The sequence below is a fragment of the Psychrobacter sp. AOP7-B1-24 genome (assembly GCF_052376215.1).
GTDB lineage: Bacteria > Pseudomonadota > Gammaproteobacteria > Pseudomonadales > Moraxellaceae > Psychrobacter.
The window spans coordinates 14,755-28,752 of sequence record NZ_JBQSVL010000006.1; the positions used below are offsets into that span (position 1 = coordinate 14,755).

Consider the following 13,998-nt stretch of genomic DNA (forward strand, 5'->3'; position numbering starts at 1 on the left):
GACTTACCCTTCGAGTTGGGCCATCACGTCAGCAGTAAAGGCAACATTGGTATAAACTTCCTGAACATCATCAGCGTCTTCTAACATATCGATCATCTTCATGACTTTTTCGGCATCATCAATATTGTCTATTTCAGCCGTGGTTGATGGCGACATGGTCACTTCTGCGTTGTCAGAAACCAGGCCTGCTGCATTAAGCGCATCTTTTACTTGACCAAAGCTTTCCCACTCGGTGATGACAAGTAAGCTTTCGCCATCATTTTCGATATCAAGCGCGCCAGCATCTAATGCAACCAACATGATTTCGTCTTCTAAGCTTATATCGTTAAAGACGATTTCACCGCGTTTGGTAAATAGATAGGCCACTGAGCCTGACGTGCCAAGATTACCATCATTTTTGGTAAAGGCATGGCGTACTTCACTGACTGTGCGATTAAGGTTATCAGTCAAGGTTTCTACCAGCACAGCCACACCACCAACACCATAGCCTTCGTAGCTGACGTCTTCCATATTTTCATTATCACCGCCACCTGTGCCACGAGCGACAGCACGGTTAATCGTGTCTCTAGTCATATTAACTGATAATGCTTTTTCAATGACGGCACGTAAGCGCGGATTTTTATCGGGGTCAGGATCACCTTGTTTGGCAGCAGAAACGATTTCACGAATAATTTTGGTAAATACCTTACCTCTTACCGCATCCTGACGGGCTTTACGGTGTTTGATATTTGCCCACTTTGAATGACCTGCCATATAAAATCCTTAGGTTTTGCGTATTATTTATTATGCTTTCAATAGTGTTTAATCATAATATTTAGTACTGAGTTACGTATTTTTATAATATGATTAGTTTATTTATCTAAAGTAACATAGCTGCTAACACATGAACGATTTGTATGTCGTTGGAAGTGCTTTTTTGCTACACTGTGGCAACTGATAGATTGTCTTCACTATGATGAGTGAGCAATATTATAAACCAGTTTTATGTGTTTTGACCAACTTGGTCTTATTGATCCAGTTTTATATTACTAGATACTATTAAGCCATTGACCTGATAAAGTTACTGATCTATGAAGCAATCAACTGCCGAAGCCATTACACACTTACGTAACCGCATTCATGTCATTATTGAAGGCACGGATACCCGTTTGGGTAAGATTTTTGATATTGTATTATTAATTGCCATCTTAGCCAGTGTGGCTGTGGTAATGCTTGATAGTGTATTGTACCTACGTTTACAATATGGACTTATCTTCTTTTATGCAGAAATGTTCTTTACTATTCTGTTTACGATTGAGTATATTTTAAGGCTGTTTTCAGCCCCGAATCGTTTGCGTTATGCATTTAGTTTTTTTGGTGTTGTGGATTTGTTGTCCGTATTGCCAAGTTATTTAAGTCTGATGTTCGTAGGTGTTCAATATTTACTAGTAATACGAATTTTACGAATTTTACGAATTTTCCGAGTACTTAAGCTCAAAGCTTACATGCAACAAGCGGGGTTTTTGGCTTCGGCACTTAAAACCAGCCAGCAAAAAATTACGGTATTTTTCTTATCGCTAGTACTATTGGTTACGATATTTGGCTCGATTATCTATGTAGTAGAAGGTCCAAAGAACGGTTTCACCAGTATTCCGCTGTCTATTTATTGGGCGGTTGTAACCATGACAACGGTTGGCTATGGTGATATGTCACCAAAAACACCATTGGGTCAGGCGATTGCAAGTATGGTTATGATTACAGGTTATTCGATCATTGCAGTGCCAACAGGGATTTTCACCTCTGAGCTAGCGCGTAATATGCGTCCTCAACTTAGTCCTGTGACTTGTCCGAACTGTGGCAAATTCGGTCATGCTGTTGCAGCTGAGTTCTGCGATCGCTGTGGTCATGCCTTGCACGTTTAATAGCTGTTGTTATTGCTATCCATGTTTTTAGGTTTCAATATACTCGTGCACGAGTGGTGATAGGTCAATCTCAACACCCAAGTTGACCAAGTTCCAATATTGACCTGAGACAGTGCGATCGAGCATCATGGTTGTTGCAGAAGGTTGGAATTGACCAAAATACTTCAAAGAGGTGCGCATTTGTGCAATGGCTTCGTGATGTACTTGACTATTGCCAAAATCAAAACTACCTTTTTGATACGGTTCGATAGACAAAGGTTTTAAGCCGATAGATAACCATTTTTTATAAAATTCACCAGGAATATCTTTTTCATCATCACGGCGAATGTCTAAAGCCATTAAATCCTGTTCGAGTGCTGTTACATCGCTTTTGATGGCATGCTTGGCAAAACGGCGAAACAATTGAACTTCGTTGTCACTATAACTGCGAATACTACCAAAATCATAAGCCACAACACTGCCATCTTGACGAAAGGCAAAGTTTCCTGGGTGTGGATCACAGTGCATACGATATAAGCCAAACAGTTGTCCTGCGGTAAAATGAAATAGACGCTTTGCTATCTCTTGTTTGATCTCATTATTCCAAGTTGCCGCGACGCTTAGAGTCTCTCCTATCTCTTCTGTTAAGGTTAAAATTCGCTTAGACGAGTGGCTGCTGATGACTTTTGGAATAATAAGACCTTTATCCTCTGCATGAAACGCACCGAATACTCGTAAGTTATGCGCTTCTTTTATATAGTCCAATTCATCATGCAGACTTTGGTGAATCTCGTTAAACAATTGTTCTTGTAGCTGCTTACTCATATTCAGTACACCAGCAATTTTTAAAGCCATACGTACTTGTTTGAGATCACTATCACAATTTTCATCGACACCAGGGTACTGGACTTTTACGACGACCCTCTGACCAGATGGTAGTATGGCTTTATGTACTTGTCCAATAGATGCTGCAGCAAATGGCATTTCTTCAAAATTGCTGAATAATTCTGTCACAGGTGCTTTGAGCTCACGTTCTATTTGCGCCTGTATTTGTGCGTAGGGCATGGGCGGTGCATCTTTTTGTAGCTTTTCTAGAGCAGTTGCCACTTCAGGTGGAAATACATCTTTGTATTGCGAGGCGATTTGTCCCACCTTCATTACCGCACCCTTCATTTCACCAAGTGTTTCGGCTATCTGGATACCCACCTCTTGCATTAGCTCTGATCGTGCTTGTAAACGTTTTTCTTCGTCACTTGAGAGATGCTTAAATGAGTTTTTAGCTGCTTTTCCGGCAATACTTGCAGTCATGCCAGCGAGTTTCATAAAGCGCTTTCCAGACGATTTTGCCATTCATATCACCATATAGTGGGTTGTTTATTCAGTCGTAACGTTAGTTTTTATTCAACCGTTACTGTTTAACTAGGCTGCGTTTTAATGTACTGCCTTGAAAGGCTGATGCTAACATTATCCCAAGCATTGTTGAAAACCTCGCTATTGTTGAAAACCTAGCTGAGGTCTCGACGTTATCATCAATTTTCGCCTAGTCTAGTGCAGTTGTAGCGATCAGTAGCCTTAATGTTTAACAAACCCTAAACATCAGTCAGAAATATTTATAGAGTAGAGGTTGTCTAGCCAATAATCCAGTGCCATTTGATAGCCTATCTGTCCCAAGCCACAAATAATCCCAACTGCGATATCGCTTAAATAAGAGTGATGGCGAAAAGGTTCACGTGCATGAACATTGGATAAGTGTACTTCTATAAAGGGCTTTTGTGTGGCTAATAATGCATCACGTATGGCAACTGAAGTATGTGTAAATGCGGCAGGGTTTATAATAATAGCATCTACCTGTGCTGCTGTATCTGCCAATAGTCCATAATGTTGAATGTTATCAACCATTTGGCCTTCGTGATTTGATTGTATACATATTAACTCAATATTGTACTGAGCGGCACGTGTTATTAAGTGTTTCTCGATATCTGCCAGTGTTGTATGACCATAAATTTCAGGCTCGCGTTTACCCAACAAATTTAGATTAACTCCATTAATCAGTAATAGTTTATGCGTGCGTGTTTGGATACTTTTTTGGCTAGAGGGTGTGGCAGCTGCGGTAGATTGAGAAGGAGTGGTCATAATGGTCTCTGTAGCTATTGTCTTAGATTAGTGCTCTATTGTAAGGTATCTGACGCTTAGAAAAGAAAATTTTATCATTTAATGCTAGTGCTGCTTATTTCTTTATAATAACAGCTTGCTGGTGGGGGTTATAAAAAAATTACATGAAAAACTTACCTAAGCATCAAAAAGCATGTTAAAAGTCTTTATGTTGCTAAAAACCCGTGCTATGATATTTTTTATGCAATAAGTATTACAAGTTTGTTGCTATTGTTACGTTAAATTTATAAAGTAGGTGTAATGTTTAGGTAATAGTGATTATGGCGTGTCATTAATCTGAATATCAAACGTTATATGGATCAAAAATGGATAAAACTTCGCTAAACGGCATCAAGTAGCTGACTGATATCTTGATATTATTTGTACTACTTCTCTTGTTTGGTTGCAGTTTCTCTCATTTTTATCACTATTTTTTAAATGCAGACACGCACTAGAGTAAAACTCTCATTTTTTGATTTCATGATCTTAGATCCCGATTGTATGCAGTTTTGCAAAGGAATTTGGGGCTAAGCAGACTTTTTTAGGAAGTAATATTATGTCAGCTCGTGAGCAAGGTACCGTTAAGTGGTTTAATGACTCGAAAGGTTTTGGTTTCATTCAACGTGATAGCGGAGAAGATATTTTCGTCCATTTTCGCGCGATTCAAGGTGATGGCTATCGCTCTTTAACAGATGGCGAAAAGGTTGAGTTCAGTGTAGTAGAGGGCGAAAAGGGTCTTCAGGCTGAAGAAGTCAGAAAAGTAGCAGAGTAATCTATTCGGACATTATAGTGGTTTAGCTATAATGTCTGTACAAACTACTGATATACTACTGAGTCAAGCCCGTTTTATCTTATCCATGTTGCGTTAATATCAGCGTCATTGGTAGGATCAGACATTGGGCTTGGCTTTTTTATGTCTACACGATGCTTAGGGTATGTTTTCAATTCAATTGCTAGTTATCTAAATGGGTTAAGAATGCCTAGTTTTACCAAAGTTGTTACGAGCTTATTCATAATTAATAATGAACGAGCGATTAATTAAAAAGGATATTTTTTTGAGCAATTTCACAACATTTACTGATTTGCCACTTTCAACATCGACCTTACGTGCGGTAAGTGATTTGGGCTTTAGTGAACTAACGCCTATTCAAGCACAAATACTACCACATACGTTGGCCAATCAAGATGCTATTGGACAGGCACAAACAGGTACTGGCAAGACAGCAACGTTCTTATTGACCATTATGGAGACGTTACTTAAACGTCCTTTCACTAGTGATGAGGAGCGTTATTTAGGTGAACCACGTGCGGTAATAATGGCACCAACTCGTGAGCTGGCTCAGCAAATATTTGACGACTGTATTGCTCTGACCAAATATACCTCTTTACACAGTGTCTGTATCATGGGTGGTACTAATTATGAGACACAACAGTATGAGCTTGAGCGTCAATATGTCGATATATTGGTTGCGACACCTGGTCGATTGATTGATCTTGCCAATAAAGGCATGGTTTATCTGGATCGTGTCGAAGTATTGGTATTAGATGAAGCGGATAGAATGCTTGATATGGGTTTTATTCCTGACATCAAGCGCTTAGTAGGCCGTATGCCATCCAATACAGACCGCCAAAGTTTATTGTTTTCTGCCACCTTTAATCAAGATGTGATGAACTTGGCTTATCGTTGGTTGCATGAGCCACAATTTGTGGAAATTGAACCTGAGCATAAAACCAGTGAATTGGTTGATCAGCATTTTTATTTATTGACAGAGGATCAAAAGTTAGAAGCATTGCAGCGTATTATTAGTGATCCTGCGGTGGATAAAGTCATTGTATTTGCCAATCGTAAAGATCAAGTAAAACGTCTTTATCATAAGCTGCGTCAAGGACATAAAGTTGTGATGCTGTCAGGTGATGTTATCCAACAAAAACGTGAAAAATATTTACAGCGTTTTAAGGATGGCCATGCTTGTATTTTAGTCGCGACGGATGTAGCAGGACGTGGTATCCATGTCGATGATATCAGTCATGTGGTAAATTATACCTTACCGGATCAGCCGGATGATTACGTACACCGTATTGGTCGTACAGGGCGTGCTGGGCAGACAGGTATTAGTATCAGTTTCGTTAGTGAGGATGATGCTTTTAATATTCCTGCATTAGAGACGCATTTAGATACCAAATTTACACTTGAACAATGGCAAGAATAAAGGTTTTGAAGCAGCTTGTATTATCCTTATGAGCGGTTGATAAAATGATAAAAGCCCTTAACGTCAGTCATGATGTTAAGGGCTTTTTATTTTTGGTGTTTTAGCTTCAATGTATTGTATAGTCAAAGTATGTTTAAATCGCTACAGTGCTGCTGTGATAAATTTTCGCAGCCTCTGTGAATACAGCAAGCAAGTAAAATTTGTACCAGTAGCATCATAATACAATCGTATCGGTTTTATGTTTCTTTGACTACATAAGCTTTAGTGAGCATGTTCCATCGTTTCTTGACTCATATCATGCATACTATGATCCATACCTTCATGATGGGTCTCATCATCAGATGGCGTCATATGATGGTTGCTATGATCCATAGTGTCACTCATATCCATATGGTCTCCATGCATATGAGACATATCATGCCCACCATGCATAGTGGACATTGCTATTGGTACGACAGCGATAGCCAAACCGGATATTACCATGACAGCACCATTTAGTTGTCTTAAGCGAAAACGCCCAATTTTGTCACGCAACCAACCAACTGTTTCGTGAGTAGCAACTAGCATAGGCACTGTACCTAAACCAAAAACGAACATAAGTACTGCGCCACTTAATGGGTTGTGAGCAACAACTGCGATGAGCAAGGCGCCATAAACTAAGCCACAAGGTAAAAACCCCCAAAGTAAGCCAGCGGTTAGGGCGCGTGGAAAGGTATTTAGTGGAAATACTTTTTGGCGAAGTGGGCTCAGGTATTGCCAAAAACGCATGCCAAAACGTTCAAGTTTATTTAAGAATGGTGCGCCAAGCATTGTCACACCAACAAATACTAATACCAAGCCCAATAAGATGCGCGGTAGACTATTTCCCATCATTAAAGGTTCGAGGACAGTAGTGCCAATCAGCCCAGCTATTAAGCCTAAAAACGCATAACTGGTCAAACGACCTAGATGATAGGTGGCGATAAGGGCACGGCGTTTAGCGGGGCTAGCCTCTTTCATTGACAATCCAAACGCTGTCACAAGACCACCACACATACCCAAACAATGTGGTGAACCAAAAAAACCCATTAGTAACGCCGCAACGAGTAAAGCTGTGGTCATGGGGTGATTCTCCTAAAAATAGTGAAAGATTAATCTACTTATATAAATGGTACTGAATGAGACATAACAGTAGGTCACGCGGAGCTCAGATACCCAAAGTTATATTTTGGGGTTATTATCAGCATTGGAGTGATTATTAGATGCTATGTCAGTATGACTCATGTCATCACTCGCTGTATCCTTGCTTGCTTGTTGAGTGGATTCTGACCTCTCATGAGCTTGTATGGTCTGACGACGCTCTTGACGATCATCTAGTATAATGCGCTGCGATGCGTTGTCCAAATCTTCAAATTGGTTTGATTTTACAGCATAGCGTACTGCCCAAATGGCAACCACAAATAACATGAGACTTAGTGGAATTAATAAGAATATACTGAGCATAGAATGTCTCTTAAAGTGCAATTTCTTTGGGCATTATACACCTATTATGAGTGTGGTGATTGTTTGTGATGATGAATGTGAAGTGGTAGATAGCGAGGATAATGATAATATAGTATGCACTTTACACATGTGCCTAGATTTATTCTATTCACTAGATGTCTTTGTTACACTCCCTCTCGGCGTTAATAACTGTTGTGATGTAACCTCTTTGGCCTGACGACAGTCCATCTGCGGACGTATCACATCACGTAAATAGGCAGCAACTTCATAAACCGCACGTCTTGAATGCGTTAAATTTTGTGCCGGTTTTTTCCAATCACGGTTGACGGGTAAAGGTGCATCTATTGGTGTGCTATTAATGCCATTAAGCGCAAACTGTCTACGAGCCCGTGCCATATGATAGCTGTCAGTAATCAGATAAACATGACGCAGTGGAATACGTTTGGCAGTAAAGCGTGCATTTTCGCAGGTATTCATACTGGCATTTTCGCTTATTAATCCATCGATACCGTGTTCGATAAGCCATTGACCAAGCCAAGGTGCTTCAGCACCACTGAGTACGATGGGCAGGGGTAGGTCATGATATGCACCAGCAGCAGTTTGGGCACGATTGAGACTATAGCTGTTGAGTATGATTTGATTGTTATGGTCATTGGTGAGTCCGCCACCTAATACCACGTAAGCGGTAGGGGGTGAATTCATTGCCGTTCCAGATATATGAGGTAGAGGTAGGAGCGTAAATAAATACACAATCACTTGTGAGAATAGTGGTGTGAATAAACTAATCAGGACTAAGATAACAGTCGTTGAGCCGAGTAAAAAGGTGATGTTTATGATATGAAACAGTCTCATCATGCGTTCGGCTGAGCGCAAGTAATAGCGCCATAATCGTTTAGATAATAGCTGTTTAGAGAGTAGTTGTTTAAACCACATGCTCATCATACCCAATAGAAGCATCCATATTTACCCAAACCGGTTCACGTGATAACTGAATGGCAAATTTATCATAGATGATATCAGCGATATATCGTTGGGTAGTTGCAACCTCTTCTTGAGTGGCCTGATAAGGGTTGTGATTGGTGAGTACCAATGCTTGATGCTGATGAGTAACAATTGGTGCAATACCACCACCTTTTAACCCCGCATGCTCAATGAGCCATCCAGCCGCAACTTTCACCTGATTGTCAGTCATGGAATAGCCAACTATAGCAGGGTAGGTATTTTTTAAAGTGGTAAATTGCGTTTGATCGATGATAGGATTTTGGAAAAAACTGCCACAATTAGCCAGATTTTTGGGATCAGGAAGTTTCTGTTGGCGAATGTCGATAATAGCCTGCATTACATCCATAGGCGCGGCTTGTTTGCGGCCTTGCTGTTCAGCATAGCGTTGTGCTGCTGTCTGTACGTCACCATAACTGGCTAAGATTTTGCTGACATCTGTATGTAGCCTGAAACCCACACGGCTTATGATCCATGTATTTGGTGCGCGCTTAAACATACTGTCGCGATAGCCAAACTGGCAGTCATCAGCTGATAAGCGATGCCAAGTCTGTGTGGGTAAGTGATAAGCACGGACATACTGTAGACAGTCTTCTAATTGGACACCGTAAGCACCGATATTTTGTACGGGAGCTGCGCCAGTGAGCCCAGGTATTAATGCAAGATTCTCTAATCCATACCAACCTTGGTTGACAGTATGCATCACCAGATCATGCCAGTTTTCACCTGCCATTACTTCAATATCGACATAATGCTCTGTCTGAGTGATTAAGCTGATGCCACGCATTTTTGGTTGCAATACAATGGCATTTAATTGTGCTGGTAATAATACGTTGCTACCACCAGATAATACGAATAACGGTTTCTTTTGGGCCTTTTCTTTTATATAGTTTGCCATGAAGCTGTCGAGCTGTCTCTCTTCTGTTAATGCTACGACAGTATCCGCGATACAGGACAGTGCCATGGTATTGGCCTGTGACAAATCGACTGAATGACATTGTAATACGTCAGCTGTCAAGTCAGTGTTAGTCAAACTAGAGTTTAGATCAAGGCGAGAAACTGAGGTCATAACATAGCCTATAGGGCAAATAGATAATAAGTTACATGATGCTCATCATAAAAGATACAAGATGTAAAAATAGGAACAATACAGTTTTTAGCGTTAGCGAGCTTTCCAGCTTTCAATCCAAGCTCGTGCACTTGATTCTATACGTTCAATGACTTCTTCAAATACATCTTCACCGCCTTTATAAGGGTCTGGCACATCATCGCCACCATAAGTCGGATCTTCTTCACTGAATAAAGCCAGCTTGGCTCTATTATTCTCAGTATCTGCTAAGTCATTCTCAATGGCTTGTAAGTCGGCTAAATTTTGGGCATCCATCGCTAGGATTAAATCGAAATTACGAAAGTCATTTTCGTTTACTTGGCGGGCAATCAGTTTGTTGATTTTATAGCCGTGAGCTTTGGCATGACGTTGCGCACGCTCATCAGGCGCATGACCAATATGCCAGTCACCAGTACCTGCAGAATCCACTTTTATTGATAATCCGGCAATGGCTGCTTGCTGGCGAAAAATCTCTTCAGCTGTTGGAGAGCGACAAATATTGCCTAAGCAAACCAATAATACAGATGATGGCGTACAGGTTTTCATTATCATAGTATGACCTTGTATAACAAAAAAACATGCGATAAGAGACCAGCATTATTAGTACGGCTTTTATCAGCATGTTATTGAGTAGGTGAATCGGCTGTCATCGTAACGATTAATGCTTGGAATGGCAAGAGTATAGCCTAAACAATATGGTCATCTGATACAGCAATACTCATCACAACAATATTCATAACAGTACTTTTTATATGAATCTGCCATATCGTCATCTTTGCGTCATGCTGATTATATCTGTGCTTAGTACTCTTATATTTAAATCATCTTTTATTGTTTACTATTGATTGTTTTTGAATCGTTGAAGATCGCGGCGCTCTTTTTTATTGGGTTTGTTATCAGGACGTGCAAGATTGGCAAGTTTGCGCTGTTCTGCATAATAAGCACGGCGGTTTACACTCTCTTCAGTTTCTGAATACAATATTTCGGCAGCCGTAGCATTGCCACGCTGTGCGCTCAAGGCTTCGACGATGACAGTCTTTTCTGTCATCGCAGTCGCTGAGCCTTGACGAATGGTTAACTCATCACCGATCGAAATCTCTTTACTGGTTTTTACGCGGCTACCACCATAATGTACGCGTCCACTTTCGATGGCTTGCTTGGCAAGGGTGCGTGTCCGATAAAACCGTGCTGCCCATAACCATTTATCGAGACGTATTTTAGTCAGTTCTTGATTGTTATTACCTTTGCTATTTTTCATAAAAGTAACTCTATTTTTATTTAAGTTTATTTAAAATAAGATTAGGGCATATTTCCTGATTTCAAATAAGCTTTTATTATAGTCGGTAAGTATAAAGATCTTAGGTTAACGGGCATTATGATTTGTAACCTTGACAGCCATTGCCGTGGCTTCATCTGTATTTAACGCTTTCAAGCCACTTATTATCCCTGAGAGGTTTTCCGCTGTTTCATTTTGGCTCAATTTAAATTGAGCTTGTATGGATTCTATGTTGAGTTTAAAACCAATCGTGCCTTGACACATAGCATCTATATAAGTGATGGGAGCATCTGCTAATGACCAAGGGTTGTCTGAGATAGTTTCTTGCTGTGCGGTCATGGTTGCTAATATCCATTTAAGCGTATCAGTGTCATCTAGTAACTCGATTTGAGATTGGATATGCACACTTTGATAGTTCCACGTGGGGACTTTTTTATGGGTCTTTGCTTTACTAATATACCAGGTGGGACTGATATAATGCCCGGAATTTTGAAAGATGACTAACCATGAAGTATCTGGTAACACGTGTTGATAAATGGGGTTTCTGCGACCTAGGTGACCGTAAAGACAGCCGTATTCAGATGAAGGGTTATCGCTATGCCAAAACAGAGGTATATGGCAGGCTTCGATACCATCCTTGGTTTGGGCAATTAATGTAGCTAATGGGTGAGCTGTGATAAAATCAATAATGTTTTCTAGATTTTCTTCGGCGAAAGTTGTAGGAGTATGCATTGTATTCTCATTTTATGTTTTATAAAAATCAGTTACACCACTGCTGCTCACAGGGCACTCCGTCATGATTACCGTCCATTTTAGTGTTAGGACAGTGTTGTATAAAGTAGGTTGCTTCGGCGCATGAAGTCATTTGAGAGCAATGCTGCCTACCATCGCACGAGAATTTTGCTACAGTTGGCGATAGGACAATGGTTTTATGACTATTTGAGATATATGATGAGTCTGAGTCTACGTAGGTTGGCGCTATATCCTCAAAGTCAGTAGATGTAAAAGTGGAATTAGTCGAAATGTCAGATGCAACATCAGAGGTTGATGTACTTATTGAGTTTTTGGGTTTGATAAGCCTATATCCTACAATTACCAACACTAGCAACAATATGAATACCAATATTTTTTTTAACACTATCTAATACCTATTAACAATAATTAAAAATGAATAATAACCATTCATTAAAGGCGGTTTTTCATGATTGAAATACCGCCTTGATAAATGAGTACTTAGATTTACTCCAATTATTTCAAAAACAGCTGATAGCCGATATTGTCATTGAGCATGGTACAGTTATAACCGATATCGAGCAGTGCATCTTGTAGCTGGCGAGAGTTGCTCTCTGAGGCTTGTAATCCCACTAATACGCGACCTTCAGCGGCACCGTGATTGCGATAATGGAATAACGTAATATTGAAATCATCGCCCAACTTTTCTAAAAAAGTGAGCAATGCACCTGGACGTTCTGGAAAGACAATGCTCAGTAGCTGCTCGTTTTCGACATGGGCATGACCACCAATCAAGTGACGAATATGTGATTTAGCAACATCGTCATCGGTTAAATCATAGGCGTTATAACCATCAGCAGCCAACTGGTTGCTAATTGTTTGACGTTCTTTATCGCCTTCTTTTAAGGCAATACCGACAAATATTGCTGCCGGCTCCATAGAGTCTGGTGATTTTTTGCTATAAGCACGATAATTAAATTCAGTGATATTACGTCCATGTAGTCGACGACAGAAGTTTAAGAATGCACCGGTTTGTTCAGGTATAGTTACTGCAAAAATGGCTTCTTTTTTCTCGCCAATTTCGGTACGTTCAGCGATATAGCGCAAGCGATCAAAGTTCATATTTGCACCGCAAACAATGCCGACACAGTTTTTATCTTTTATATTGTTTGCCTCAATGTATTTTTTCATACCAGCTACAGCCAATGCGCCCGCAGGTTCTACAATACTGCGGTTTTCTTCAAAAACATCTTTGACTGCAGCACAAACTTCATCATTGGTACAGGTAATGACATTAGGCTCAACAATGGGGCCTGAGTTGTCGCTTTTTTGTGTACGTACCACATCAAAAGGCAACTCGCCAATTTGAGCAACGGCTACGCCATCGACAAACAGTCCCACTTGTTCAAGTTTGGTGCGTTCGCCTGATTCAAGAGCAGCTTTTAGGCATGCAGATTGTTCGGCTTCTACAGCGATGACTTTGACATGGGGGGCCACTTCACCCAAAAAAGCTGCGACACCTGAGATAAGACCACCACCGCCAACGGCGACGAAAACATAGTCCATATTACGCCACTGTTGTGTCAGCTCCATTCCAATGGTGCCTTGACCGGCTATGACCAACTCATCATCATAAGGTGGAATGAAGGTCAGCCCTTCTGTTTCAGCGCGATTAATAGCATAACGGTTGGCTTCATCAAAGCTGTCACCATGCAAATCGACATTACCACCTAATGCTTTAACAGCACTAACTTTAATGTCAGGTGTGGTAGTTGGCATCACGATAATATTATTAAGTGCAAGCTTACGAGCAGAGTAAGCAACGCCTTGTGCGTGGTTGCCTGCTGATGCACAAATAACACCGCGCGCTTTTTGTTCATCGCTCAATTGGCTAATACGATTATAAGCACCGCGCAATTTGAAAGATTTGACTGGTTGTAAGTCTTCGCGTTTAAAACGAATATCATTGGCAAAACGCTGGGTCAGCTTGGGCGCCACCTCAAGAGGTGTTTGAATCGCAACGTCATAGACGGTGGCTTGCAAGATGGCTCGTACCCAATTTGACAACATAATTTTTCCTAATACAAAGTGTAGATGGATGAATATAAAAATTAAATAGATTAGCCTATGCTGATTTTGATTATCTTGCAAGACCCTATT

14 protein-coding genes and 1 pseudogene are annotated in these 13,998 nt (G+C 40.5%); 3 read left to right on the plus strand and 12 right to left on the minus strand.

The window, feature by feature from the left end; genetic code table 11:
* Positions 1–3: 3 nt before the first annotated feature.
* The gene (locus ACT3QP_RS02245; protein ID WP_444524313.1) at positions 4–753 is read right to left on the minus strand and encodes a YebC/PmpR family DNA-binding transcriptional regulator; all 750 of its coding nucleotides are present in this window, start codon (positions 751–753) and stop codon (positions 4–6) included.
* Between the two features lie 317 nt (positions 754–1,070).
* Between ACT3QP_RS02245 and ACT3QP_RS02250 the strand changes: the two genes are divergently transcribed.
* Positions 1,071–1,901 carry an ion transporter gene (locus ACT3QP_RS02250; protein WP_444524314.1) on the plus strand — a complete coding sequence of 277 codons (831 nt, stop codon included), beginning with the start codon at positions 1,071–1,073 and terminating at the stop codon, positions 1,899–1,901.
* Between the two features lie 27 nt (positions 1,902–1,928).
* On the opposite strand, the gene ACT3QP_RS02255 is transcribed toward ACT3QP_RS02250, so the two are convergent.
* Both ACT3QP_RS02255 and aroQ read right to left on the minus strand, forming a co-directional pair.
* Entirely contained in the window at positions 1,929–3,230 is a 1,302-nt protein-coding gene (locus ACT3QP_RS02255) for an ABC1 kinase family protein (RefSeq protein WP_444524315.1), read from the minus strand.
* A gap of 246 nt (positions 3,231–3,476) precedes the next feature.
* Positions 3,477–4,013 carry a type II 3-dehydroquinate dehydratase gene (gene aroQ, locus ACT3QP_RS02260; protein ID WP_444524316.1) on the minus strand — a complete coding sequence of 179 codons (537 nt, stop codon included), beginning with the start codon at positions 4,011–4,013 and terminating at the stop codon, positions 3,477–3,479.
* A gap of 574 nt (positions 4,014–4,587) precedes the next feature.
* Between aroQ and ACT3QP_RS02265 the strand changes: the two genes are divergently transcribed.
* Positions 4,588–4,803, plus strand: a complete 216-nt coding sequence (locus ACT3QP_RS02265; protein WP_192519604.1) for a cold-shock protein — start codon at positions 4,588–4,590, stop codon at positions 4,801–4,803.
* Between the two features lie 250 nt (positions 4,804–5,053).
* Positions 5,054–6,241: a DEAD/DEAH box helicase gene (locus tag ACT3QP_RS02270; protein ID WP_444524317.1), complete on the plus strand. Its 1,188-nt coding sequence runs from the start codon at positions 5,054–5,056 to the stop codon at positions 6,239–6,241.
* A gap of 261 nt (positions 6,242–6,502) precedes the next feature.
* On the opposite strand, the gene ACT3QP_RS02275 is transcribed toward ACT3QP_RS02270, so the two are convergent.
* From ACT3QP_RS02275 to ilvA, 9 genes and pseudogenes are all read right to left on the minus strand, one after another.
* Entirely contained in the window at positions 6,503–7,342 is an 840-nt protein-coding gene (locus ACT3QP_RS02275) for an urease accessory protein UreH domain-containing protein (protein ID WP_444524318.1), read from the minus strand.
* 99 nt (positions 7,343–7,441) lie between these two features.
* Complete coding sequence (ccoS, locus tag ACT3QP_RS02280; protein WP_444524319.1) at positions 7,442–7,723, minus strand: cbb3-type cytochrome oxidase assembly protein CcoS; 282 nt, start codon at positions 7,721–7,723, stop codon at positions 7,442–7,444.
* A 144-nt stretch (positions 7,724–7,867) separates the two neighbouring features.
* A complete protein-coding gene (locus ACT3QP_RS02285; RefSeq protein ID WP_444524320.1) occupies positions 7,868–8,656 on the minus strand; it encodes a YdcF family protein in 789 nt (262 codons plus the stop codon).
* Positions 8,646–9,791: a UDP-N-acetylmuramate dehydrogenase gene (gene murB, locus ACT3QP_RS02290; protein WP_444524321.1), complete on the minus strand. Its 1,146-nt coding sequence runs from the start codon at positions 9,789–9,791 to the stop codon at positions 8,646–8,648. The genes ACT3QP_RS02285 and murB overlap by 11 nt, the downstream gene beginning before the upstream one ends.
* A gap of 93 nt (positions 9,792–9,884) precedes the next feature.
* Positions 9,885–10,382: a low molecular weight protein-tyrosine-phosphatase gene (locus ACT3QP_RS02295; RefSeq protein WP_444524322.1), complete on the minus strand. Its 498-nt coding sequence runs from the start codon at positions 10,380–10,382 to the stop codon at positions 9,885–9,887.
* 286 nt (positions 10,383–10,668) lie between these two features.
* Entirely contained in the window at positions 10,669–11,088 is a 420-nt protein-coding gene (locus ACT3QP_RS02300; protein ID WP_444524323.1) for an RNA-binding S4 domain-containing protein, read from the minus strand.
* A gap of 105 nt (positions 11,089–11,193) precedes the next feature.
* A complete protein-coding gene (locus ACT3QP_RS02305) occupies positions 11,194–11,838 on the minus strand; it encodes an FMN-binding negative transcriptional regulator (RefSeq protein WP_444524324.1) in 645 nt (214 codons plus the stop codon).
* A 28-nt stretch (positions 11,839–11,866) separates the two neighbouring features.
* Positions 11,867–12,022, minus strand: a pseudogene (locus ACT3QP_RS02310) (excalibur calcium-binding domain-containing protein); the annotation flags it as partial.
* Positions 12,023–12,354: 332 nt separating this feature from the next.
* On the minus strand, positions 12,355–13,908 hold the full coding sequence (gene ilvA, locus ACT3QP_RS02315) for a threonine ammonia-lyase, biosynthetic (RefSeq protein ID WP_444524325.1): 1,554 nt from the start codon (positions 13,906–13,908) through the stop codon (positions 12,355–12,357).
* Positions 13,909–13,998 lie beyond the last annotated feature (90 nt).